Here is a 23062-nt window from a genome sequence, read left to right on the forward strand (position 1 = left end):
CTCTAGGGAGACATCGTGGTTTCTCGCACCATGCGGCGCACTGGCGCCGCGCTCGCCACCGCACTCGCCCTCGCGGTCGCCGGCGTCGCCCCCGCGATCGCCGACGTGCCGGTGGAGTCGTTCGAGGACGGGCCGGGCGCGTGGGTCGCCTACGGCCACGCCGGGGAGATCGACACCAGCGACGGTCGGCTGTGCGTCGACGTGCCGGCCGGCTCGGCGCAGTACGGGGTCGGCGTCGTGCTCAACGGCGTGGCGGTCGAGGAGGGCTCGACGTACACGCTCGCGTTCTCCGCCTCCGCCAGCACCGACGTCACCGTCCGCGCACTGGTGGGCCAGAACGGCGCGCCCTACGGCACCGTGCTCGACACGAGCCCCGCGCTGACCTCCGAGACGACCGAGTACTCGTACGAGTTCACCGCGAGCGCGACCTACCCCGCGACCGCCGCACCCGACGACCCGGAGGGCCAGATCGCGTTCCAGCTCGGCGGGTTCAGCCCGGACGCCTGGACGTTCTGCATGGACGACGTGTCGCTGTCGTCCGACGTCGAGCTGCTGCCGCACACGTCCTTCGCCGAGTCGCTCGGTCCGTGGGGGCTGTACGGCGGCTCCGACCCGGTGTTCGCCGGCGGGAGCGTCTGCACGTCGCTGCCCGGCGGCCAGAGCAACCCGTGGGACGCCGGCCTCGCGTTCACCGGTCTGCCCATCGAGGAGGGCCAGAACTACGTCCTGACGTTCACGGCGAGCGCGACCCCGTCGACGCCGGTGCGGGTCATCGTCGGAGAGGGCGGCGGTGCCTACCGCACCACCTTCGAGCAGTCGTCGGTGCCGCTGACGGACGAGCTCACCACGTACACGTATCCGTTCACGGCGAACCTCACGTTCCCCGCCGACGGGGCCGCGCCCGGCCAGGTGGCGTTCCACCTGGGCAAGTCGACCGCGTACGACTTCTGCATCTCGGACGTGTCGCTGCGGACGACGGCGAGCCCGCCGCCGCCGTACGAGCCCGAGACCGGGCCGAGGGTCCGGGTCAACCAGGTGGGTTACGTCCCGGACGGCCCCAAGCGCGCGACGCTCGTGACCGACGCCACCGAGGCGGTTCCGTGGGAGCTGCACGACGCGGCCGACGCGGTGGTCGCGACGGGGTCCTCCGCCCCGGCCGGCACCGACGCCTCGACCGCGCTCGGCGTCCACGTCATCGACTTCTCCGACGTGACCACGCCCGGCACCGGCTACACCCTCGTGGCGGACGGCGAGACCAGCCACCCGTTCGACATCGACGCGGACCTGTACCAGCAGCTGCGCCAGGACTCGCTGGACTACTTCTACCTCGCCCGCTCCGGGACCCCGATCGACGGTGCGATCGTGGGGGAGGAGTACGCCCGGGAGCCCGGGCACGTGGGCGTCGCACCCAACCAGGGCGACACCGCGGTGCCCTGCATCGGCCCGCGCGACTACTACGACGGCTGGACGTGCGACTACACGCTGGACGTCTCCGGCGGGTGGTACGACGCCGGCGACCACGGCAAGTACGTGGTGAACGGCGGCATCTCCGTCGCCCAGCTGCTCGGCACGTACGAGCGGACGCTCACGGCCCCATCGGCCACCGACGGCGCGCTCGGCGACAACACGCTCGACCTGCCGGAGCACGGCAACGACGTCCCCGACGTGCTGGACGAGGCGCGCTGGGAGCTGGAGTGGATGCAGAAGATGATCGCGCCGTCCGGGCAGTACGCCGGCATGGTGCACCACAAGATCCACGACGAGGGCTGGACGGGCCTGCCGCTCCTGCCCGCGGACGACCCGCAGGTCCGCTCGCTGGCGCGTCCGTCCACCGCGGCGACCCTCAACGTGGCGGCTGTCGCGGCCCAGGGGGCGCGCCTGTTCCGCGAGTACGACCCGGCGTTCGCCGACTCGCTGCTGGCGACGGCGCGCTCCACCTGGGCCGCCGCGCTCGAGCACCCCGACGTGTACGCCCCCGCGGCCGCGGGCGCCGACGGCGGTGGGGCGTACGACGACAGCAATGTGGCCGACGAGTTCTACTGGGCGGCGGCGGAGCTGTTCCTGACCACCGGTGAGGACGCGTTCGAGCAGTACGTCCTGGCCAGCCCGCAGCACACCGCGGACGTCTTCACGCCCGACGGGTTCAGCTGGGGCAGCGTCGCGGCGCTCGGCAGGCTTGACCTGGCCACCGTGCCGAACGACCTGCCCGGGCTCGACGAGGTCAAGGCCTCCGTCGTGGCGGGCGCCGACGAGTACGTGGCCAGCCAGGCGGAGCACGCGTTCGGCTCGGTGTACTCACCGACCGGCGGACAGTACGCCTGGGGCTCGAACTCCGCCGTGGCCAACAACCTGGTCGTGATCGGTGTCGCCTACGACCTGACCGGTGACCCGGTGTACAGCCGGTCCGTGCTCGAGGGCATGGACTACCTGCTCGGCCGCAACGGGCTCAACCAGTCCTACGTGACGGGCTGGGGCGAGGTGGCGTCGCACCGGCAGCACAGCCGGTGGTTCGCGAACTCGCTCGACCCCGGCCTGCCGGAACCTCCTCGCGGCTCGCTGGCGGGCGGCCCCAACTCGCAGTCCGGCACCTGGGACCCCACCATGCAGGCGGCGTTCACGCAGGGCTGCGCACCCGCGATGTGCTACCTCGACAACATCCAGTCGTGGGCGTCCAACGAGATCACCATCAACTGGAACTCCGCGCTCTCCTGGGTCGCGTCCTTCGTGGCCGACCAGGGCTCCGGGGCTCCGGCACAGGTGGCGCCCACGATCACGCAGCAGCCCGCGTCCGTGACCGCGGCGCTCGGCTCGACGGTCTCGTTCACCGCCGCGGCCACCGGCACGCCGGAACCCACGGTCCAGTGGCAGATCCAGCAGGCGGGTCCGTGGGTCGACGTCGTCGGCGCGACGAGCACGACGTTGGAGGTCGTGGTCCGGGCCGGTGCGCAGTACCGGGCCGTCTTCACCAACGAGGCCGGTTCTGCGACCACCGAGACGGCGCAGCTGACCGTCGCGCAGTCCGCGCCCGTCGTGACGAAGCACCCGGCTCCCGTCCGGGCGAAGCTGGGGACGTCCGTGACGTTCTCCGCGGCCGCGACGGGCTACCCGGCGCCGACCGTGCGGTGGCAGGTGCGCTGGTTCGGCAGCCCGTGGGTGACCGTGCCCGGCGCGACGAGCAGCACGCTCACGTTCCGGGCCACCCTGCTCGGCATCGGCACCGAGTACCGGGCGGTCTACACCAACGCCGCCGGCAGCACGGCGACCAACCCGGCGCGGCTCACGCTCGGGTTGCGCGGAGGCCACTGGATCACCTCCTAGCGCCCGCGGTGCCGCCCGGGGCGCGCCTCGATGGCGTGCTCCGGGCGGCCGGGGTGGCAGGCTTGTCCGTCGAGCCCTCGATCGCACGCGGGGCACCGACGACGAGGAGCAGGTGTGCAGGTCTGGAGGGAGCTGTCCGACGTGCCGGCGGACTTCGGTCCGTCCGTGGTGACGATCGGCAACTTCGACGGGGTCCACCGGGGTCACGTGAGCGTCCTGCGCCGCATGTGCACCGATGCGGCGGCGGTCGGGGCCCGGGCGGTCGCCGTGACCTTCAGCCCGCACCCGCAGCAGGTGCACCGGCCCGAGACGGCTCCGCCGCTGCTCACCGGAGACGTGGACCGCCTGGAGCTGCTGGAGCAGACCGGGCTCGATGCGGTGCTGCTCCTGGAGTACTCGCTGGAGTTCGCCCGTCAGACTCCCGAGGAGTTCGTCCGCCGTTACCTCGTCGACGGGCTGCGCGCGCGCACGGTCGTGGTCGGGCGCGACGTGCGGTTCGGCTGGAACAACTCCGGCGACCTGTCGACCATGGTCGAGCTGGGCCGCGAGCACGGGTTCGACGTCGAGGTCATCGACGACGTCACCCCGGCCGCGTCCGCCGACCCGGGCAGCGCCGAGGACCGCGCCGCGGACCCCTTGCGGCGGCGCTGGTCGTCGACGTGGGTGCGGGAGCTGCTCGACGCGGGCGACGTCGTCCAGGCCGCGCGCGTCCTGGGGCGGCCGCACCGGGTGCGCGGCACGGTCGTGCACGGCGACGCCCGCGGTCGTGAGCTCGGCTTCCCCACGGCCAACCTGGGACCGGACGCGACCGGCATGGTTCCCGCGGACGGTGTCTACGCCGGCTGGCTGCGCCGCACGTCGGCCGCCGCGGACGACCCCGATCGCGTGCTGCCTGCCGCGATCTCCATCGGCACCAACCCGACGTTCGACGGCGTCGAGCGGCGCGTCGAGGCCTACGTGCTGGACCGCACCGACCTGGACCTCTACGGGCAGGTCGTGGTCCTCGAGCTGGTGGAGCGGCTGCGCCCGACGCTGCGGTTCGACTCGATCGACGACCTGGTCGAGCGCATGCACGAGGACGTCGAGCGCACGCGCGAGGTCCTGCGCGGCTGATCAGTCCGTCGGCGGTGCGTCTTCCTCGCCGCACGCCCACGGCAGCATGGAGACCAGCAGGTTCACGGCGTCCTCGGACCAGTCCCGCCCCCGGGGCGGCTCGCCGAAGAAGGACACGCGCGTGACGAAGCCGGTGCAGACCCAGACCGCCACCGCCTGGCCCTCCTCGACCAGGTAGCCGCGACCCGGGGCGTCGGCATCGATGCGGCGCCCGTCGCTGGAGGCCTCGAGCGTCTCGACGATCTCCTCCTCGGTGCTCCCGTACCCGGAGTTCAGCACCGTCTGCTGGGCCACGAGGATCGTCGAGTCGCCCGCCTGTGCCGCGCAGTCGAACCCGTCGTCGCGCCAGCCGAGCGACCCCTGGCCCGAGTCCTCGTCCAGCTCGGCGCCACCGAGCGCGAGGTCGATGCTGTCCCGCGGCACCCCCGAGCACAGCCACGGCGACCCCGCGGTCCGCGGGACCGGTTCCGGGTCGGCTGTGCAGCCAGTCGCGACGAGCGCGCCGAGCAGCGTGCCCGCCAGCACCAGCCGCCGGCAGCGCCTCACTTCTTGCCGCCGTTCGCCGCGCCCTCGGCGAACGAGCCGTCGAGGTCGTTCAGCACCGCCTTGACGTCGTCGGGCAGGTTGCCGCCGTCGAGCCACGCCTGCATCGACGCGCGCGCGGCTGGGTCGCTCTGCACGGCGCTCTCCGAGAAGCCCGTGCGGATGATGCCCGCCCGCTGCAGCGCCAGCGCGACCTCGACGCGGACGTCCTCGCGTGCGTTCCACTGCAGGTCCTCGTCGTCGCGCACCTGGTTGTCCTGGCCGTCGCTCCAGCCCTTCTCGAGGCTGTTCGAGCCGCCCGCTGTGAGGACCCCTTCCACCAGGAAGGTGAGCGCGCCGCCGTAGACGGGCACGATCCCGACGGCGTTGGCCGCCCCGGTCATGTACGCCTTCGCGTGGTCGTCGGCGTGCTCCGCGCGCGTCTCGAGGTGAGCACCCATCGTGGCCAGCGTGTAGGCGCGCAGCCCCGCCGCGCCTGTGACCGCGTCGCGGAACGTCGACGTGCCGTCCTGGTAGTGCTGGGCCGCCACCTGGAGTCGTGCCGCGTTGAACTCCGCCGTCCGCCGGCCGAAGTAGGTCGCCGCGTCCTTGTTCGTCAGCGTCTCCCCGAGGACGGCGTTCAGGTCGTCGACGTCGAACGCGGCCCCCGGGGGGTAGCCCTTGAGCCACGTCGCCTGCGGGTCGACCACCCCGATCCCTCGGGCACCCTTGGGGTCGGTCGGCGTGTTGACACCGGCCGCCACGCGGTCCACGTCCGCCATGTAGAGGGCGAGCAGGTGAGCGAGGCTGTCCTTGCCCTGGTCGCCGATCCGGCGCTTCTCCTCGCCCGGGTCCCGCAGCGCCAGGTGGTGCACCCCCGCCGACGTGAGCCACGCCGACTGCTCGGCCTGCCGACGCCACCGTGCCAGGGCCTCGGCGTCCTGGGGGTCGCCGGGGTAGGGCACGTGATACACCGAGCCGCCGGCATCCAGCGCCATCGCGACGGCGTTGAAGCCGTCGTGGTCCCAGGTGCGCTCCTGGAAGAAGTAGTGCGCCCGACGCTGGGCCTCCTTGCCGCCCGCGTCGGGGTTGAAGAAGTCCGCCGCCGCCGGGGGAGTACGGCCCATCGCCTCGAACAGACCGACGAAGGGGTCGTAGTGCCCGCCCTTGTCCTCGGTGCCCATCCCGAACGCCGCCAGGTCGAGGTTCCTCACGTCGCGGCCCCACAGCGCCCTGTCGCCGTGCTCCTTGGTCCACTGCTGCTCGAGTGCGTCCAGGCGGTCGCCGACGTCGAGCAGGAACTCCTTCGGGTAGGTGCCGTACCGCAGCACCTGGCTGAGGCCGACGCCGTGCCCGTCGCCGACGTGGTCGTACGCCGACTGCGCGAGCTGCGTGCCGAAGTCGTCGGGCAGGTACTGCGTCGTCCGTCCCGCCACCGCGCCGTAGGGCAGGTCGACGCCGTGCTTCTTGTCCCACGTGACGCCGGTGGCCAGCAGCTGGCCGGACGCGCGCAGGAAGCGCTGGGCGAGCACGTCGTCCTCGACGGCGGACCCGTTGGGCAGGGTGACCTTCCCCCGGTAGTCGGCGAGGGCTCGATTGACGGTGGCAGGCAGGGCGAGGAAGCCGTCGGGGCCGAGCGACATGAGCAGGCCCGTGGCCGCGGGACCGTCCCCCTGGTACTTCTCGAGCAGGGTGACGTAGCCGGCGAGCCGGTTCATCAGCTCGGGTGGCATCGGGTCGTCCTTGCCGTCGCCGTCCGCGTCCACACCGTCGACGTAGCGCTGGAGCTCGGTCCGGTTCTGCGCGAGCCGTGCGCCGAGCTGCTTGCCGAGGGCGAGCTTGACGGCGTCCGGGGTGTCCTCCCCGTCGACGCTGAACGTGACGACGCTGCCCGGCGCCGTGTGCGTGTCCCCGGAGTTCACCAGGACGGCGAGCGTGACCCGCGCGTCGAGGTCGGACGCCACGCGGGAGACCACCTCGAGGTCGGGCTTGAGCGCGTCCACCCCCGCAGAGCTGCAGTGCGCGTCCCGGGCGACCTTCTGGACACGGGCGCGCTGGGTGGTCGCCGTGCCGTGGAACGCGCGGAGCTGGGCGACCAGGCCGGTGCACGCGTCGACGTCGATCGAGACCTGGACCATCAGACCGGTCCATGTCCGACGATGAACGAGGCGCGCCAGTCGTCCTCGGGCACCTCGAGCGGCTCGCGGTGGCCGGCGGTCGAGCACGCGTCCTCGACCGCGCGGAAGCCTGCCAGGATCCGGGTGCCGGCCTCGCGCAGGTCGTCCTCCGCGTCGCGTCGCGGGGTGCTCGGCGGGCTCGTGACCCACGCGTCCTGGAGCGTGCGGAGCTGGGCGTCGAGCGGGTTGCCGCCCGACGGGCTCACGTGCCCGGTCGCGTCGGTCACCTGGTGCACCGCGGCGAGAATCGCGACGCGCAGCCGGTTGGTCGTCGGTTCCAGCATCCTGCAGCCCCCTACGGCGTCCGGCCTGTCCTGCGGTCGGTCGCGGGACAGGCTAGCGGGGGAGGCGCCCGCCCGGCGCGGGTTTTGTCCGGCCGTCGTCCCGTCAGGCCGTCCGACACGGCCTGCGGCCCCTGGTAACATGGTCGCTGCCGTATGAACGGCCGCGGAACGAGAGAGCCCGGGTGGATCTGCCCCGGCGCACCGCGCAACGAGACAACCTGGAGAACCGTGCCGCTCGAAAGTGCCGTCAAGCAGTCCATCATGACCGAACACGCCACCCACGAGGGTGACACCGGTTCGCCCGAGGTCCAGATCGCGATGCTGACGCAGCGCATCAAGGACCTCACGGAGCACCTCAAGACCCACAAGCACGACCACCACAGCCGCCGCGGCCTGCTGCTGCTCGTCGGTAAGCGTCGTCGCCTGCTGGGCTACCTCCAGAAGGTCGACATCAACCGCTACCGCAGCCTCATCGAGAAGCTCGGCCTGCGCCGATAGCGCCTCGCACCAGCCCGGACCCGCTGAAGGGTCCGGGCTGGTGTGTCGTCACGGCTCGCGCACCACCCGCACGAACAGCACCACCAGCACGAACAGCACGAACAGCACCACCAGCACGAACAGCACCACACACCGCGTCGGTCCGCTCGGTCCGGTCCTCGGTAGTGGCTTCCGGAAGACCGCACGACGGGTCCGGTGGCCTCGATCGAAGATCGCTCGCGGACGGCCGGCGCCTTCAAGAAAGAGGAGGGCACCCATGGAGGGTCCCGAGATCCAGTTCGCCGAGGCCGTGATCGACAACGGTCGCTTCGGCACCCGCACGGTCCGCTTCGAGACCGGCCGCATCGCCAAGCAGGCCGCCGGTGCCGCCGTCGCCTACCTCGACGGAGAGACGACGCTGCTCGCCGCCACGACGGCCGGCAAGCACCCCAAGGAGCAGTTCGACTTCTTCCCGCTGACGATCGACGTCGAGGAGCGGTCGTACGCGGCCGGCAAGATCCCCGGCTCGTTCTTCCGCCGTGAGGGTCGCCCCAGCACCGAGGCCATCCTCGCGTGCCGCCTGATCGACCGCCCGCTGCGCCCCCTGTTCGTCAAGGGCCTGCGCAACGAGGTCCAGGTCGTCATCACCGTGCTGTCGATCCACCCGGACGACTCGTACGACACGCTGGCCATCAACGCCGCGTCGCTCTCGACGCAGCTGTCCGGCCTGCCGTTCTCCGGCCCCGTCGCCGGTGTGCGCGTCGCGCTCGTCGACGGCCAGTGGGTGGCGTTCCCGCGCTACTCCGAGCGTGAGCGTGCGACGTTCGACATGGTCGTCGCGGGCCGTGTCGTCGGTGACGATGTCGCGATCGCCATGATCGAGGCCGAGGCGCCCGAGAAGTCCTGGAACATCATCAAGTTCGAGGGTGGCATCGCCCCCACGGAGGAGATCGTCGCCCAGGGCATCGAGGCCGCCAAGCCGTTCATCAAGGTGCTCGTCCAGGCCCAGCAGGAGCTCGCCTCGAAGGCCGCCAAGGAGACCCAGGTCTTCCCGACGTTCCCCGAGTACCAGAGCGACGCGTATGCAGCCGTCGAGGCCGCGTCGACGCAGTCGCTGAGCGACGCGCTGAGCATCGCGGACAAGCAGACCCGCGAGAACCGCCTCGACGAGATCAAGGCCGAGGTCGTCGGGCAGCTCTCCGAGCAGTTCGAGGGCCGCGAGAAGGAGCTCTCCGCCGCGTACCGCGCGGTGCAGAAGAAGCTCATCCGCCAGCGCATCCTCACGGACGGCTTCCGCATCGACGGTCGCGGCCTGCGGGACATCCGCACGCTGTCGGCCGAGGTCGAGGTCCTGCCCCGCGTGCACGGCTCGGCGATCTTCGAGCGCGGCGAGACCCAGATCCTGGGTGTCACCACGCTGAACATGCTCCGCATGGAGCAGCAGCTCGACACGCTCGCGCCGGAGACGCGCAAGCGCTACATGCACAACTACAACTTCCCGCCCTACTCGACCGGTGAGACGGGTCGTGTCGGTTCGCCGAAGCGTCGCGAGATCGGTCACGGGGCGCTCGCCGAGCGCGCGCTCATGCCGGTGCTGCCGAGCCGCGAGGAGTTCCCGTACGCCATCCGTCAGGTCTCCGAGGCGCTGAGCTCCAACGGCTCGACGTCGATGGGCTCGGTCTGCGCGTCCACCCTGTCGCTGCTCAACGCCGGTGTGCCGCTGCGCGCGCCGGTCGCGGGCATCGCCATGGGCCTGGTCTCCGACACGGTCGACGGTGAGACCCGCTACGCGGCGCTCACGGACATCCTCGGCGCCGAGGACGCGTTCGGTGACATGGACTTCAAGGTCGCCGGTACCCGCGAGTTCATCACGGCCATCCAGCTCGACACCAAGCTCGAGGGCATCCCCGCCTCGGTGCTCGGCGGCGCGCTCACGCAGGCCAAGGAGGCTCGCCTGGCGATCCTCGACGTCATCGCCGAGGCGATCGACGTGCCCGACGAGATGAGCCCGTTCGCTCCTCGCGTCATCTCGGTGCAGGTCCCGATCGACAAGATCGGCGAGGTCATCGGGCCGAAGGGCAAGATGATCAACCAGATCCAGGCCGAGACCGGAGCCGACATCTCCATCGAGGACGACGGCACGGTCTACATCGGCGCCGTCGACGGTCCGTCGGCGGAGGCCGCGCGTGCGGCGATCAACGCGATCGCCAACCCGCACATGCCCGAGATCGGGGAGCGCTTCGTCGGCACGGTCGTCAAGACCACGACGTTCGGCGCGTTCATCTCCCTGTCGCCGGGCAAGGACGGTCTGCTGCACATCTCGCAGATCCGCAAGCTCGTCGGCGGTCGCCGCGTCGAGAACGTCGAGGACGTCCTGGCCGTGGGCCAGAAGGTCCAGGTCGAGATCGGCGAGATCGACCCGCGGGGCAAGCTGTCGCTGCACGCGGTCATCGAAGAGGGCACCGAGGGTGCGGACGGGTCGGCCGACACGGCCGACGCGATCGCGACCGAGCCGGCCGAAGCCTGACGATGCCGTTGGACCTTCCGCTCGTCCGCCCGGGTCAGCCCGGGGCCGAGCAGTCCGTCGGGCAGGACGGTGACGCGATCGTGCGTCGTTCCGTCCTGCCCGGCGGGGTCCGCGTGCTCACCGAGCACATGCCGGGCCTGCGATCGGCCACCGTCGGGGCCTGGGTGGGGGTGGGCTCGCGCGACGAGTCCGACGGCCACCACGGCTCGACCCACTTCCTCGAGCACCTGCTGTTCAAGGGCACCGCGCGCCGCACCGCGATGGACATCGCGGAGGCGTTCGACGCCGTCGGCGGCGAGGCGAACGCCGCCACCGGCAAGGAGCACACCTGCTACTACGCGCGGGTGCTCGACACCGACCTGCCGATGGCGGTCGACGTCATCGCGGACATGGTCACCTCCGCGCGGCTGGACGCCGACGAGCTCGAGACCGAGCGCGGCGTGATCCTCGAAGAGCTCGCGATGAACGACGACGACCCGAGCGACGTCGTGCACGAGCAGTTCGCCGCCACCGTGCTGGGCGGCCACGCACTCGGCCGCCCGATCGGCGGCACCCCCGACACGATCCGCGCGGTTCCGCGAGAGGCCGTGTGGGAGCACTACCGCCAGCACTACCGCCCGTCGACCCTCGTCGTCACGGCCGCGGGCGGCGTCGACCACGACGTGCTGTGCGAGCAGGTCGCCGAGGCGCTGACCACGGGTGGCTGGCCCCTCGACGACGGCGCCGAGCCCCGCAGCCGTCGGTTGCTGACGGACGTCGCGGTCCAGGCCGGGCAGGACGGCATCCCCGCGCAGGGGGTGGAGCGGACCATCCGACGGCAGACCGAGCAGGCCAACGTCATCATCGGCGGCACGTCGCTGACCGCCACCGACCCCCGGCGGTTCACGCTGTCGGTCCTCAACGCGGTCCTGGGTGGCGGCATGTCGTCGCGGCTGTTCCAGGAGATCCGCGAGCGGCGCGGGCTGGCGTACTCCACGTACTCCTTCGCGTCCGTGCACGCCGACACGGGTGTCTTCGGGCTCTACGCGGGCTGCACGCCCGGCAAGGTCGACGAGGTCGTGGCCCTGATGGTCGCGGAGTGGGAGCGGATGGCCGACGCGCCGATCACGGCCGCCGAGCTCGAGCGGTCCAAGGGTCAGCTGGCCGGTGGCCTGGTGCTCGGCATGGAGGACTCCGGCTCACGGATGAGCAGGCTGGGCAAGTCGGAGCTGGTGCACGGGTCGCTGCTGAGCATCGACGAGTCGCTGGACCGGATCCGCACGGTCTCCGCGGCGGACGTGCAGGACCTCGCCGCGGAGCTCGCGTCACGTCCCCGCTCGGTGGTCCGCGTCGGCCCCTTCGGGGACTGAGCGACACACCGTCCGGCCCCGACGTCGTGGCGCGACCGCGCCGGCGCGCACCCGTCTCGGGCCGGCGGTGTGCGTTGGGGGGTGGCGCCGACGAGGTGACCGCGCCGCGCAGGTAGGTGCGTGCCTCCGGCGGAGCATGCGAAGCGTTTCGAATCGCTGTCACCGTGTACGCGCGGGCGCGGACCGCCTAGCGTCTCTCTGGTACCGATTGTGAGCGTTAACATCACCTCGACGGAGAGGTCCCGGCATGAACGAGGAGCTCGGACGACCGGAGTCGAACCGCTCGAGCGCGTGGCTCTCGCGCCGTCTCGTCCTGCAGCTGGCGGGCGTGGCGGGTCTGGCCGCCGCGGCCGGACCCCACCTCGGACCGATCGCCCGGTCGTACGCCGCGGAGCTGGGCCTGGCTCGCGCCGAGCTCGGTACCCGCGCCCGGCCCTTCGAGCTCGGGCAGGTGCGCCTGGCCGCGAGCCGCTGGACCCAGAACCAGGACCGCACGCTCGCGTACCTGCGCAGCGTCGACGTGGACCGCCTGCTGTACAACTTCCGCGCCAACCACCGGCTCTCGACCCAGAACGCCCAGCCGCTCGGCGGCTGGGAGGCTCCCACCTTCCCGTTCCGCAGCCACAGCCAGGGCCACTTCCTCACCGCCTGGGCCCAGGCGTGGGCCGTCCTCGGCGACACCACGTGCCGCGACAAGGCTGCGGCGATGGTGACCGAGCTCGCCAGGTGCCAGGCCAACAACGGCGCGGCGGGGTTCGCCGCGGGGTACCTGTCCGGCTTCCCGGAGTCCGAGTTCTCCGTCGTCGAGACGGGGACCGGTAACGGCAACGTCCCGTACTACGCGATCCACAAGACGCTCGCGGGGCTGCTCGACGTGTGGCGGCTCCTGGGCAGCACGCAGGCGCGCGACGTGCTGCTGCGGTTCGCCGCCTGGGTCGACGCCCGCACGGCCCGGCTGTCGCAGGCGCAGATGCAGACCTGCCTCCGGGTCGAGTTCGGGGGCATGAACGCGGTCCTCGCCGACCTCTACCTCATGACCGACGACCGGCGCTGGCTCACCGTGGCGCAGCGCTTCGACCACGCCTCGGTGTTCGACCCCCTCGCCGCGAACCGGGACCAGCTGAACGGGCTGCACGCCAACACGCAGGTGCCCAAGTGGGTCGGTGCCGCGCGGGAGTACAAGTCCACCGGGACGACCCGCTACCGGGACATCGCCCGCAACGCGTGGGCCATCACGGTGGGCGCTCACACGTACGCCATCGGCGGCAACAGCGAGGCCGAGCACTTCCGGCCCGCCGGCGCGATCTCCACGTACCTCGACGTCGACACGTGCGAGCAGTGCAACACGTACAACATGCTCAAGCTGACCCGCGAGCTGTGGTCGCTCGAGCCCGACGACCCGCGCTACTTCGACTTCTACGAGCGGGCGCTGCTCAACCACCTGCTCGGCGCGCAGAACCCGTCCGACCCTCTCGGCGGCTTCTCGTACTTCACCCCGCTGCGTCCGGGTGGTCGCCGAGGCGTGTCCGCCGGTCCTGCCTGGGGCGGGGGCACGTTCTCCACGCCGTACACGACGTTCTGGTGCTGCCAGGGCACCGGGATCGAGACGAGCACGAAGCTCATGGACTCGATCTACTTCTCCGAGGGCACCACCCTCACGGTCAACCTGTTCATGCCCTCGACGCTCTCCTGGACGGCACGCGACCTGACGGTCACCCAGGCCACGACCTACCCCGTGGGCGACAGCACCACCCTCACGATCGGCGGGCGGCCGTCGGGTTCCTGGACGGTCCGGGTACGCGTCCCCGCCTGGGCCGCCGGCGCCTCGCTGACGCTGAACGGAGCGCCCCTGGGTGTCGCGGCCGCCCCCGGCACGTACGCGGCGGTGACCCGTACCTGGGCGGCCGGCGACGCGCTCACGGTCCGACTGCCGATGAGCGTGCGCGTCGAGGCGACGAACGACGACCCCGGCACCGGTGCCGTGTTCTACGGGCCGGTCGTCCTCTCGGGTGACTACGGCGACCGGACGTTGTCGGGACCGCCGGCGCTCGACGTCGCGTCCGTCACCCGCACCGGCACCTCGTCGCTCGCGTTCAGCGCCCGGGCCGACGGGCAGGACGTCCGGCTCGGCCCGTTCTACGAGGCGCACGGTCACAACTACACCGTCTACTGGCGCACCGGCGGGCAGGCCGGTGGTGCCGCGGGGTCGTCGGGGCCCTACCGGCTGGTCAACGTCGGCAGCGGCCTCGTCCTCGGCGTCGCCGGCATGTCCACGGCCGACGGGGGCCTGGCGCTGCAGTGGGCCGACAACGGGAGCGCCGACCACGACTGGGTGCTCGTGCCCGATGGTGACGCGCTCAAGCTCCGCAACGTGCACAGCGGCAAGGTGCTCGGCGTGGAGAACATGTCGACGACGGACGGTGCGCGGGTCCTGCAGTGGGGCGACACGGGCACGGCGGACCACCGCTGGGTGCTGGTGGACGCCGGTGACGGGACCCACCGCGTGCGCAACGTGCACACGTCGCGCGCGCTGGGCCTGCAGGGCAACGCGACCGCGCAGGGCGCGCAGGCTGTCATGTCGGGCGACGACGGGAGCGTCGACAACCGCTGGCGCGTCGTGCCCACGGGGGCGCGGCGCCTGCAGAACCGCAACAGCGGCCTCGTGCTGGGGGTGTCCGGCATGTCGACCGCCGACGGCGCGCTCGTCGTGCAGTGGGTCGACACCGGCACGGCGGACCACCGGTGGACGGCGACGCTCGGCAGCGACGGGCTGCGCCTGCGCAACCAGCACACCGGCAAGGTGCTGGCCGTCGACGGCACCGGCAACGGCGGCCGGGCGATCTCGACCACGGACACGGGCGCCGCGAGCCAGCGGTGGCGGCTGCGGTACGGGGCCGACGGCTACTTCCGGCTGCAGAGCGCGACGGGCCGCGTGCTGGGTGTGGACAGCATGTCGACCACGCAGGGCGCGCAGGCGCTCGTGTGGGACGACAGCGGGACGGCCGACCACCTCTGGCGGTTCGTCTGAGACACCGGGGTCGTGACCGGCAGCCCGCACAGGGCAGCCGCCGTGCGCGATGATGGGGCATGGCCCCCGACCAGGTCGTCTACCACCGGTACCCGCCGCCTCCGGGCGCGCACGGGATCGTCGATCACCTCTGGGTGGTCCGGCTGCCCGAAGGCGCCGTCGAGCGCGAGGTGCTGCTCCCGGACGGGCACGGGCTCGTGACCGTGGCCGTCGGCACCCCGGGGGAGCGGATCGACCCGCTGACGCTGGAGCGCACCCCCGACGGCAGCGCGGTGCGCGGCCTGGCGGACCGGGCCGTGGTCCGGGAGCAGCGCGGGCCCGCGGTCCGGCTCGGTGCCCAGCTGGACCCCGTGGCGCTCGCGCGGATGGGCGTGCACGCGGCTGCGCACGAGCCTGTCGCGCTGACGACGGTGCTCGGCGACGGGGTCGAGGAGGACTGCGCCAGCGCGCTCGGGCAGGGTCGCGACGCCGACGCCGCGTACGTCCTCGGCTCGGCACTGGCCGCGCGTGCCGTGCCGCCGCCGGTCGGTTCACCGCTGGAAGCGCTGGCGCCGGTGCTGCGCAGCGTGATCGAGCAGCGCGGGCTCGTGCGGGCCGCCGACCTGGCGCGCCAGGCTGACCTGTCGGTGGCGGTGCTGCACCGCGAGGTCGTCGAGACCCTCGGCGTCACCCCCGCGGCGTTCCTCGCAGCGGTGCGCTTCTCGGCGTTCGTCCGCGACGCCGTCGGGCCGGGTCCCGTGCGCCCCGGTGACGTCCTCGCGGCGCTGCGGTGGTACCTGCGCGCCGGCTACCCGCCGCGGGAGGTCGAGCGGTTCACCGGCCTCGGGCACGTGGAGCTGCGACGGCTCGAGGCGGGCCTCGCCGCGGCGCTGGGGGTCGCGGCCTGAGGTTAGGGTTCACCTCGTGAGCGAGCGCATCAGGGTGGCCGTGCTGGGTGCGGCCGGCCGCATGGGATCGACCGTCGTGCGCGCCGTCGAGGAGGCGCCGGACCTGGAGCTCGTGGCCGCGCTCGACGCGGACGAGGACCTGACGGCGGTCGTGCGGGCGGGGGCGCAGGTCGCCGTCGACTTCACCGTCCCGTCGGCCACCGAGGGGAACGTGCACGCGCTGGTCGACGCAGGCGTGCACCTGGTCGTCGGCACCACCGGGTGGGACGACGACTCCCTGGCGCGCGTGCGGGACCACCTCGTCGACCGCCCCGGCGTGGGCGTGGTCGTCGCGCCGAACTTCGCCCTCGGTGCCGTGCTGGCCATGGCGTTCGCCGCCCGCGCCGCCCGCTGGTTCGAGTCGGTGGAGGTGATCGAGCTGCATCACCCCGCCAAGGTGGACGCGCCGTCCGGGACAGCCCGCCACACGGCCTCGGCGATCGCGGCCGCGCGTGCCGCGGCAGGGGTCGGCCCCGGTCCGGACGCGACCAGCCAGTCGCTGGACGGCGCGCGGGGAGCGGACGTCGACGGCGTGCGGGTGCACTCGGTGCGACTGCGCGGCCTCGTCGCCCACGAGGAGATCCTGCTGGGCAACGCCGGCGAGCAGCTGACCATCCGGCACGACTCGTTCGACCGGGTCAGCTTCATGCCCGGCGTCCTGCTGGCCGTCCGCCGGGTCGGGGCACGTCCCGGCCTCACCGTCGGCCTCGAGCACCTGCTCGACCTGGCGTGACCATGGCGACGTCGTCGAAGCGTGTGCGCTGGACCTCCCTGGCCGGTGCCGTGGCGCTCACCGGCCTGCTGGCCCTCTACGTGGGGGTCGTCGCCATCCGGGCGACCGCACTCGTGCGGACGGGGGAGCCCGTGGGGGTCGGCCTCGGGATCGCGCTCTGGATCCTGCCGCCGCTGGTGATCTGGCTGGTCGCACGCGAGTGGCTGCTGGCCGTCGACGTGCAGCGGATGGCCGACGAGCTGGCCGCGGCCGACGAGCTGCCCGTCGACGACCTGCCGCGCTCGCCCGGCGGGCGGATCGACCGGGCGGCCGCCCGCGCCGCCTTCGAGCCGGCCCGCGAGCTCGCGGAGGCGGCGCCCGACGACTGGCGGTCCTGGTACCACCTGGCGTTCGCGTACGACGCGGCGGGGGACCGGCGGCGCGCCCGCGAGTCGCTGCGCACCGCCAGCCGGCTGCACCGCTCCTAGATCGACGCGGACCAGCGGTGCTCGGTCACCGTGCGGGTCGACCCGTCGGGCATCCGGCCGGAGATCAGCTCGCGCACCACGTCGTCGGGACCGAGGCCCGCGGACGACAGGAACTGCGCCCGGGCGTCGTCGCCGTCGAGCACCCACGTGTGCACCTGGTCGGCGCCGTCCTCGCGCAGGGTGTCGACCGCGGCGGCCAGCAGGCGTGAGCCGTGCCCCACGCGCTGCTGGGCGGGTTCCACCTCCAGGGCCAGGATCGCCCCGCCCGGGGCGTCGAACGGTCGGTCCTCGGGCGCCGGGACGGGCGCGACGGAGACGACCCCGACGACGGTGGGCCCGTCGCACGCCACCAGCACGCGGAAGCCGGCACCCGGGGGCGTGACGACGGCGGCCGCCCACTGCGCCTGGACCGCGGCCTGGTCGAGCAGGTCGAGGGCGCCCTCGCCGAGCACCTCGCCGTGCGAGGCACGCCACGCGGCGATCTGGATGCGGGCGATCGCCTCCTCGTCGCCGGGGACCGCGGGGCGCACGGAGACGTCGGCGTTGTCGGTGAACAAGGGCATCAGAGGACTCCCACCGGTTCGGGCTGCTCGTCGGCCACGACCGCCTTGGCGGGGTGCTTGGCGGAGATCCGATCGATCCAGGCCAGCGCCATGGCGGACCCGATGAACGCGAGGTGGATGACCGTCTGCCAGAGCAGCGTGTCGAACCCGGTGTCCTTGGACAGGATCTTCTCGGCGTCGATGAAGCTCTTGAGCAGGTGGATCGAGGAGATGCCGATGATCGACATCGCGAGCTTGGTCTTCAGGACGTTCGCGTTGACGTGCGACAGCCACTCGGGCTGGTCGGGGTGGTCGTCGAGCTTGATCCGGGACACGAAGGTCTCGTAGCCGCCGACGATGACCATGATCAGCAGGTTCGCGATCATCACCACGTCCACGAGGCCGAGGACGGCGAGCATGATGTCCGCCTCGCTCAGCCCGTGGCCCATGAACACCTCGTGGAAGATGTGCCACAGCTCGAGCATGAACTGCCAGACGTAGATCGCCTGGGCGACGATCAACCCGAGGTACAGGGGTACCTGGAGCCAGCGGGAGAAGAAGATGAGCGAGCCGAGCTGGTTGCCACGGGTCGTAGGAGCGGCCACGGGGTCCTTCCGGGAAGAGTCGGGGCCCGTCGCGTGCGATCGCGGCAGGGACGGGGGTGTGCGGACGTCCAACGGCTCAGACCGCCGGAACGTGCCCATGATCTCAGGGCATTCCGAGTGCGCGGAGCACGGCGGCAGTGACGGCCGCGAGCAGGACGACGACGATGAAGGGCGCGCGCATGGCCAGCGCGACCCCGGCGACCACGAGGGCGGGCAGCCGCGCGTCGACGACCAGGTCCGTGCCGCTCGTCGCCGTCTGCACGGCGACGAGGGCGGACAGCAGGGCGACCGTCACCAGGGCGGCCGTGCGGGCCACGCGCGGTTCGGCGAGCCAGTGCTCGGGCAGCAGGTGCCCGACCAGCTTGAGCGCGAAGACGACCGCGCTCGCGACGAGCAGCGCGACCCAGACACCGGCCGGGCTCATGCGGTCCCCGGGGCGCGCGACACCGCGCCCGCGACGATCGCGACGAGTGCCGCCAGCAGCACGGGGATGCCCGCCGGGACCACCGGGGTCAGGGCCAGTGCGACCACCACGGCACCGGCCGCCACGGTCTGCGGGAGGCGTGAGCCGGGGCCGGTGACGCGCGGCCACACCAGCGCGAGGAACGCGGCTGCCGCGGCGGCGTCGAGGCCGTACCTCGCGGGGTCGCCCATCCGGTCGCCGACGAGCGCGCCCAGCAGGGTGAACACGTTCCACAGCACGAACACGCCGACGCCGGTCCACCAGAAGCCGAGCCTGGCGGCGTGCGGGGCACGATGAGCGGTCGCGACGGCCGTCGACTCGTCGATGGTCAGCTGCGCCGCGAGGAGACGTCGCCAGCCGCGGGCGTCCAGCAGCGGCGAGACCTGCGGCCCGTAGAGCCCGTTGCGGACCCCGAGCAGCCCCGCCGTCGCGATAGCCGCCCCCGCCAGCCCACCGGCACCGACCACGCCGACGAACGCGAACTGCGAGCCTCCCGAGAACATCAGCAGGCTGAGCGCGACCGCCTGCGGGACGCTCAGGCCGGCGGCGACGGCCAGTGCACCGAACGAGACGCCGTAGAGCCCGGTCGCGAGGGAGACCGAGACGGCCTGGCGGACGGCCGCCCGTCCCTCGTCGTCCCTCGTCACGCGGGCCACTGTGGCACAGGCCGGCCCGGCCGGGTCAGAGGGCGACGTACACGCTGTCGAGGTACTCCTCGAGGCCGGCCTCGCCGCCCTCGCGGCCCAGTCCCGACGACTTCACGCCCCCGAAGGGGGCGCTCGCGTCCGAGACCATGCCCCGGTTGACGCCGAGCATGCCGGTCTCCACCGACTCGGCCAGCCGCATGACGCGGGAGATGTCGCGCGTGTACGCGTACGCGACGAGCCCGAACGGCGTGGAGTTCGCCATCGTCACGGCCTCCGTCTCGGAGCCGAAGGTGACGACGGGAGCCACGGGTCCGAAGATCTCCTCGGTGACCACCCGCAGGTCCTGCGACACCCGGTCCAGCACGGTGGGCGCGTAGAAGTAGCCTCGCCGGTCCGGGCGGTCGCCGCCGATGCGCACCCGGGCGCCAGCGTCGACCGCCTCGGCCACGACCTCCTCGACGCGGTCGACCGCCGAGGCCTCGATGAGCGGGCCGACGGTGGTGTCCTCCTCGGCGCCGTGCCCGACGACCAGCCGGTCGAAGGCGGCGGTGAGCCCGGCGGTGAACTCCTCGGCCACGGACTCGTGCACCAGGAACCGGTTGGCGGCCACGCAGGTCTGGCCCGAGTTGCGCATCTTCGCCTGCACGGCGCCCTGCACCGCGGCGGGGATGTCGGCGTCCTCGAAGACCAGGAACGGGGCGTTCCCGCCCAGCTCCATGGACGTGCGCAGGATGTTGTCCGCCGACGCCTTGAGCAGCGCGGCACCCACCTCGGTGGACCCCGTGAACGAGAGCTTTCGCAGCCGCGGGTCGGCCAGCAGAGGGCCGGAGATGGTCCGCGCCGACGACGACGGCACGACGTTGACGACGCCGGTCGGCAGGTCGCGCGCCTCGAGCTCCTCGCGGATGATCTCGGCGACATAGGCGGTGGTCAGCGGCGTCAGCTGCGCGGGCTTGATGACGACCGTGCAGCCGGCGGCCAGCGCGGGTGCGACCTTGCGGGCGATCATCGCGATCGGGAAGTTCCACGGCGTGATCAGCAGGGCGGGGCCGACCGGTCGTCGCATGACCAGCTGGTGGTTCGTCCCCGACGGCGCGCGGCGCGCGAGCCCGTCGACGCGGACGGCCTGCTCGGAGTACCACCGGACGTAGTCGGCGCCGTACGCGACCTCGGCGCGCGACTCGGCCAGGGGCTTGCCGCCCTCGGCGGTCACCAGCGCGGCGATGTCCTCGGTGCGCGCGGTCAGGGTCTCGAAGACGGCACGCAGCAGCTCGGCCCGCACCCGGGGGGCGGTGGCGCGCCACTCGGGGAACGCCGCGTCGGCCGCGGTGAGGGCGTCGAGCGCGTCCTGCTCGCCGCCGTCCGCGACGTCGAACAGCGTCTCGGTCGTCGCCGGGTCCGCGACCTCGAAGGTGCGTCCGGTGCTGGCCGGGCGCCACGAGCCGCCGATCAGCAGACCGGTGGGCACGTGCGCGGCGACGGTCGGGGGCAGAGACGGCGGCGTCATACCGGGAAGTATGTCGCGCAGAGGCCGCCGACGCACTGAGGAGCCGGACCGGCGCCGTCTGGGGTCGGACCTACGATGTCGGCCATGACGGACGTCGGTGTGCCTTCCCCCTACGAGGACCTCCTGCGCCTCGTCCTCGAGACCGGCACCCCGAAGGCGGACCGCACCGGGACGGGGACGCGCAGCGTGTTCGGCCACCAGATGCGCTTCGACCTGTCGGCGGGCTTCCCACTGGTCACCACCAAGCGCGTGCACCTGCGCTCGATCGTCCACGAGCTGCTCTGGTTCCTGCGCGGCGAGTCGAACATCGCCTACCTGCACGAGAACAAGGTGACGATCTGGGACGAGTGGGCGGACGCGGACGGTGAGCTGGGCCCGGTGTACGGCGTGCAGTGGCGCAGCTGGCCGACGCCCGACGGCGGGCACGTCGACCAGATCACCGAGCTGCTGGCCAACCTGCGACGCGACCCCGACTCCCGTCGGCACATCGTCTCCGCGTGGAACGTGGCCGACATCCCGTCGATGGCACTGGCGCCGTGCCACGCGTTCTTCCAGTTCTACGTCGCGGACGGCAGGCTCTCCTGCCAGCTCTACCAGCGCTCCGCGGACCTCTTCCTCGGGGTGCCGTTCAACATCGCGTCCTACGCGCTGCTCACCCACATGGTCGCCCAGCAGGTCGGCCTGGAGGTCGGCGACTTCGTGTGGACCGGCGGCGACTGCCACATCTACGACAACCACCTCGACCAGGTGCGCGAGCAGCTGAGCCGGACGCCGTACCCGGCACCCACGCTCGAGCTGCGCAAGGCCGACTCGTTGTTCGACTACACGTTCGACGACGTGCAGGTCGTCGACTACCTCTACCACCCGGCCATCAAGGCCCCGGTGGCCGTGTGAGCCTGGCGCTGGTCTGGGCGCAGACGCCCACCGGCGTCATCGGGCGCGACGGCACGCTGCCGTGGCACGTGCCCGAGGACCTGGCGCACTTCCGCGACCTGACGCGCGGGCACCCGGTGCTGATGGGCCGCGCGACGTGGGAGTCGCTGCCGCCGCGGTTCCGGCCGCTGCCCGGCCGCGACAACATCGTGCTCACCCGGACGGTCGGGTACGAGGCCGCCGGCGCAGTGGTCGCCCACGGGATCGAGGAGGCGCTGCGGCTGGTCGGGGACCGCGACGGGTGGGTCATCGGCGGGGGAGAGGTCTACCGGGCGCTCCTCCCGCTCGCCCGGCGCGTCGAGGTCACCGTCGTGTCCCTCGACGTCGGCGGCGACACCCGGGCGCCGGAGCTCGACGCGGGGACCTGGCGGCGCAGCGGCGTCGACCCGGATCACGGCTGGAACGTCTCGTCCGCGGGGGGGACGCGCTACCGGTTCGAGACGTACCTGCGGGTCTGAGGTGCGGATCGACCGGACGGCGAGACCGCCCGGGGCGGTACCGTGGCCTCATGCCGCGCATCTCCACGCCCACCCGCCCGTTCGGGTCGGTGCTCACCGCGATGGTCACGCCGATGACCGTGGACGGCGCCGTCGACCTCGCCCAGGCCGTGCGACTCGCCACGAACCTGGTGGACAACGGCCACGACGGGCTCGTGCTCAACGGCACCACGGGTGAGGCGCCGACGACCCACGCCCCCGAGAAGGCCGAGCTCGTCCGGGCCGTCGCCGAGGCCGTCGGGGACCGCGCCTGGGTCCTGGCCGGCGCCGGCTCCAACGACACCGCGCACGCCGTCCGGATGGCCGAGCAGGCCGCCGAGGCCGGTGCGCACGGACTGCTCGTCGTCAGCCCGTACTACTCCCGTCCGTCGCAGGAGGGCGTCCGTCGGCACATCGAGTCGATCGCCGACGCCACGCCGTTGCCCGTCATGCTCTACGACGTCCCAGGCCGCACGGGGGTGCGGTTCGCTCCCGAGACCGTCGCCGCGCTGGCCGAGAACGACCGGGTCGTGGCGATGAAGGACGCCGGCGGGGACTTCTACGCCGCCGCCAAGACGATCGCCGCCACCGGCCTGGGCTGGTACTCCGGCGACGACACCGCGCTGCTCGCCCTGCTCGCCCACGGTGGTGCCGGCATCGTCTCCGTCGTCGGCCACGTAGCCGGTCCGCAGCTCGCCCAGGTGGTCGCCGCGTTCGACGCCGGCGACCACGACGAGGCGCTCCGCATCTTCCGATCGATCATTCCCGCGATCGATGCACTCAACGGCGCCGGCTTCCAGACCGTCGCCGCGAAGGCCGCGCTCCAGGTGCTGGGCGTCCTGCCCGAGCGCTCGGTGCGCCTCCCGCTCGTCCCCGCGTCCGACGACGAGCTCGCGCTGATCCGCGACGGCCTGCGGGCCGCCGGGCTGCTCGAGCTCGCCGTCGGCGACCGCATCTGATCCCACCAG

21 protein-coding genes are annotated in these 23062 nt (G+C 72.7%); 12 read left to right on the forward strand and 9 right to left on the reverse strand.

Annotated elements, in window-relative coordinates; genetic code table 11:
- Positions 1 to 15: 15 nt before the first annotated feature.
- Together KG102_RS06675 and KG102_RS06680 are read left to right on the forward strand one after the other, a co-directional pair.
- A complete protein-coding gene (locus tag KG102_RS06675; protein WP_249667499.1) occupies positions 16 to 3318 on the forward strand; it encodes a glycoside hydrolase family 9 protein in 3303 nt (1100 codons plus the stop codon).
- A 114-nt stretch (positions 3319 to 3432) separates the two neighbouring features.
- Entirely contained in the window at positions 3433 to 4431 is a 999-nt protein-coding gene (locus tag KG102_RS06680; RefSeq protein ID WP_208213890.1) for a bifunctional riboflavin kinase/FAD synthetase, read from the forward strand.
- Here KG102_RS06680 and KG102_RS06685 read toward each other — a convergent pair whose 3' ends face one another.
- Genes KG102_RS06685 through KG102_RS06695 form a run of 3 tightly spaced genes read right to left on the reverse strand, consistent with a single transcriptional unit; the run spans position 4432 to position 7414 of the window.
- Entirely contained in the window at positions 4432 to 4977 is a 546-nt protein-coding gene (locus KG102_RS06685) for a hypothetical protein (RefSeq protein ID WP_208213889.1), read from the reverse strand.
- Positions 4974 to 7091 (reverse strand): DUF6571 family protein, encoded by a 2118-nt coding sequence (locus tag KG102_RS06690; protein WP_208289175.1) that lies wholly within the window; start codon positions 7089 to 7091, stop codon positions 4974 to 4976. The genes KG102_RS06685 and KG102_RS06690 overlap by 4 nt, the downstream gene beginning before the upstream one ends.
- Positions 7091 to 7414 carry a hypothetical protein gene (locus KG102_RS06695; protein ID WP_208213887.1) on the reverse strand — a complete coding sequence of 108 codons (324 nt, stop codon included), beginning with the start codon at positions 7412 to 7414 and terminating at the stop codon, positions 7091 to 7093. The genes KG102_RS06690 and KG102_RS06695 overlap by 1 nt, the downstream gene beginning before the upstream one ends.
- Before the next feature lie 228 nt (positions 7415 to 7642).
- Between KG102_RS06695 and rpsO the strand changes: the two genes are divergently transcribed.
- Complete coding sequence (gene rpsO / locus KG102_RS06700; RefSeq protein WP_055922151.1) at positions 7643 to 7912, forward strand: 30S ribosomal protein S15; 270 nt, start codon at positions 7643 to 7645, stop codon at positions 7910 to 7912.
- Between the two features lie 48 nt (positions 7913 to 7960).
- On the opposite strand, the gene KG102_RS06705 is transcribed toward rpsO, so the two are convergent.
- Positions 7961 to 8170, reverse strand: coding sequence for a hypothetical protein (locus KG102_RS06705; protein ID WP_208289173.1), 210 nt, complete (start codon positions 8168 to 8170; stop codon positions 7961 to 7963).
- Here KG102_RS06705 and KG102_RS06710 point away from each other — a divergent pair.
- From KG102_RS06710 to KG102_RS06735, 6 genes are all read left to right on the forward strand, one after another.
- Positions 8169 to 10418 (forward strand): polyribonucleotide nucleotidyltransferase, encoded by a 2250-nt coding sequence (locus KG102_RS06710; RefSeq protein ID WP_208213885.1) that lies wholly within the window; start codon positions 8169 to 8171, stop codon positions 10416 to 10418. The two genes, KG102_RS06705 and KG102_RS06710, sit on opposite strands and share 2 nt — an antisense overlap.
- Before the next feature lie 2 nt (positions 10419 to 10420).
- Positions 10421 to 11767: a M16 family metallopeptidase gene (locus KG102_RS06715; RefSeq protein ID WP_208289172.1), complete on the forward strand. Its 1347-nt coding sequence runs from the start codon at positions 10421 to 10423 to the stop codon at positions 11765 to 11767.
- A 247-nt stretch (positions 11768 to 12014) separates the two neighbouring features.
- Positions 12015 to 14795 carry a beta-L-arabinofuranosidase domain-containing protein gene (locus KG102_RS06720; protein WP_208289171.1) on the forward strand — a complete coding sequence of 927 codons (2781 nt, stop codon included), beginning with the start codon at positions 12015 to 12017 and terminating at the stop codon, positions 14793 to 14795.
- 59 nt (positions 14796 to 14854) lie between these two features.
- Positions 14855 to 15682, forward strand: a complete 828-nt coding sequence (locus tag KG102_RS06725; RefSeq protein ID WP_208289170.1) for a hypothetical protein — start codon at positions 14855 to 14857, stop codon at positions 15680 to 15682.
- Between the two features lie 16 nt (positions 15683 to 15698).
- A complete protein-coding gene (gene dapB / locus KG102_RS06730) occupies positions 15699 to 16454 on the forward strand; it encodes a 4-hydroxy-tetrahydrodipicolinate reductase (RefSeq protein WP_208213881.1) in 756 nt (251 codons plus the stop codon).
- A 2-nt stretch (positions 16455 to 16456) separates the two neighbouring features.
- On the forward strand, positions 16457 to 16921 hold the full coding sequence (locus tag KG102_RS06735; RefSeq protein WP_208213880.1) for a hypothetical protein: 465 nt from the start codon (positions 16457 to 16459) through the stop codon (positions 16919 to 16921).
- Here KG102_RS06735 and KG102_RS06740 read toward each other — a convergent pair.
- The 5 genes from KG102_RS06740 to KG102_RS06760 form a co-directional block, all read right to left on the reverse strand.
- Positions 16918 to 17484, reverse strand: coding sequence for a GNAT family N-acetyltransferase (locus tag KG102_RS06740; RefSeq protein WP_208289169.1), 567 nt, complete (start codon positions 17482 to 17484; stop codon positions 16918 to 16920). The two genes, KG102_RS06735 and KG102_RS06740, sit on opposite strands and share 4 nt — an antisense overlap.
- Positions 17484 to 18068 (reverse strand): TIGR00645 family protein, encoded by a 585-nt coding sequence (locus KG102_RS06745; RefSeq protein ID WP_249667500.1) that lies wholly within the window; start codon positions 18066 to 18068, stop codon positions 17484 to 17486. The genes KG102_RS06740 and KG102_RS06745 overlap by 1 nt, the downstream gene beginning before the upstream one ends.
- Positions 18069 to 18171: 103 nt before the next feature.
- Positions 18172 to 18492 carry an AzlD domain-containing protein gene (locus tag KG102_RS06750; RefSeq protein ID WP_208289166.1) on the reverse strand — a complete coding sequence of 107 codons (321 nt, stop codon included), beginning with the start codon at positions 18490 to 18492 and terminating at the stop codon, positions 18172 to 18174.
- The gene (locus KG102_RS06755) at positions 18489 to 19178 is read right to left on the reverse strand and encodes an AzlC family ABC transporter permease (protein ID WP_249667501.1); all 690 of its coding nucleotides are present in this window, start codon (positions 19176 to 19178) and stop codon (positions 18489 to 18491) included. Before KG102_RS06755 ends, KG102_RS06750 begins: the two co-directional genes overlap by 4 nt.
- A gap of 34 nt (positions 19179 to 19212) precedes the next feature.
- Entirely contained in the window at positions 19213 to 20685 is a 1473-nt protein-coding gene (locus tag KG102_RS06760) for an NAD-dependent succinate-semialdehyde dehydrogenase (RefSeq protein WP_208213875.1), read from the reverse strand.
- An 84-nt stretch (positions 20686 to 20769) separates the two neighbouring features.
- Here KG102_RS06760 and KG102_RS06765 point away from each other — a divergent pair, with 84 nt between their 5' ends.
- Genes KG102_RS06765 through dapA form a run of 3 tightly spaced genes read left to right on the forward strand, consistent with a single transcriptional unit; the run spans position 20770 to position 23053 of the window.
- On the forward strand, positions 20770 to 21579 hold the full coding sequence (locus KG102_RS06765) for a thymidylate synthase (RefSeq protein WP_208289164.1): 810 nt from the start codon (positions 20770 to 20772) through the stop codon (positions 21577 to 21579).
- Positions 21576 to 22076: a dihydrofolate reductase gene (locus KG102_RS06770; protein WP_208213873.1), complete on the forward strand. Its 501-nt coding sequence runs from the start codon at positions 21576 to 21578 to the stop codon at positions 22074 to 22076. The genes KG102_RS06765 and KG102_RS06770 overlap by 4 nt, the downstream gene beginning before the upstream one ends.
- Before the next feature lie 50 nt (positions 22077 to 22126).
- Positions 22127 to 23053: a 4-hydroxy-tetrahydrodipicolinate synthase gene (gene dapA, locus KG102_RS06775; protein WP_208213872.1), complete on the forward strand. Its 927-nt coding sequence runs from the start codon at positions 22127 to 22129 to the stop codon at positions 23051 to 23053.
- Positions 23054 to 23062: the final 9 nt, after the last annotated feature.

It is taken from the genome of Cellulomonas fengjieae, from assembly GCF_018388465.1.
Lineage (GTDB): Bacteria > Actinomycetota > Actinomycetes > Actinomycetales > Cellulomonadaceae > Cellulomonas > Cellulomonas fengjieae.

Excerpts from the sequence above, each read along its gene's own strand:
- KG102_RS06735 (WP_208213880.1), top strand. The coding sequence starts at position 16,457 with ATGGCGACGTCGTCGAAGCGTGTGCGCTGGACCTCCCTGGCCGGTGCC.
- KG102_RS06715 (WP_208289172.1), top strand. The coding sequence starts at position 10,421 with ATGCCGTTGGACCTTCCGCTCGTCCGCCCGGGTCAGCCCGGGGCCGAG.
- KG102_RS06765 (WP_208289164.1), top strand. The coding sequence starts at position 20,770 with ATGACGGACGTCGGTGTGCCTTCCCCCTACGAGGACCTCCTGCGCCTC.
- KG102_RS06720 (WP_208289171.1), top strand. The coding sequence starts at position 12,015 with ATGAACGAGGAGCTCGGACGACCGGAGTCGAACCGCTCGAGCGCGTGG.
- KG102_RS06760 (WP_208213875.1), bottom strand. The coding sequence starts at position 20,685 with ATGACGCCGCCGTCTCTGCCCCCGACCGTCGCCGCGCACGTGCCCACC.
- KG102_RS06750 (WP_208289166.1), bottom strand. The coding sequence starts at position 18,492 with ATGAGCCCGGCCGGTGTCTGGGTCGCGCTGCTCGTCGCGAGCGCGGTC.
- KG102_RS06710 (WP_208213885.1), top strand. The coding sequence starts at position 8,169 with ATGGAGGGTCCCGAGATCCAGTTCGCCGAGGCCGTGATCGACAACGGT.
- dapA (WP_208213872.1), top strand. The coding sequence starts at position 22,127 with ATGCCGCGCATCTCCACGCCCACCCGCCCGTTCGGGTCGGTGCTCACC.
- KG102_RS06705 (WP_208289173.1), bottom strand. The coding sequence starts at position 8,170 with ATGGGTGCCCTCCTCTTTCTTGAAGGCGCCGGCCGTCCGCGAGCGATC.
- KG102_RS06695 (WP_208213887.1), bottom strand. The coding sequence starts at position 7,414 with ATGCTGGAACCGACGACCAACCGGCTGCGCGTCGCGATTCTCGCCGCG.
- KG102_RS06740 (WP_208289169.1), bottom strand. The coding sequence starts at position 17,484 with ATGCCCTTGTTCACCGACAACGCCGACGTCTCCGTGCGCCCCGCGGTC.
- KG102_RS06725 (WP_208289170.1), top strand. The coding sequence starts at position 14,855 with ATGGCCCCCGACCAGGTCGTCTACCACCGGTACCCGCCGCCTCCGGGC.
- KG102_RS06690 (WP_208289175.1), bottom strand. The coding sequence starts at position 7,091 with ATGGTCCAGGTCTCGATCGACGTCGACGCGTGCACCGGCCTGGTCGCC.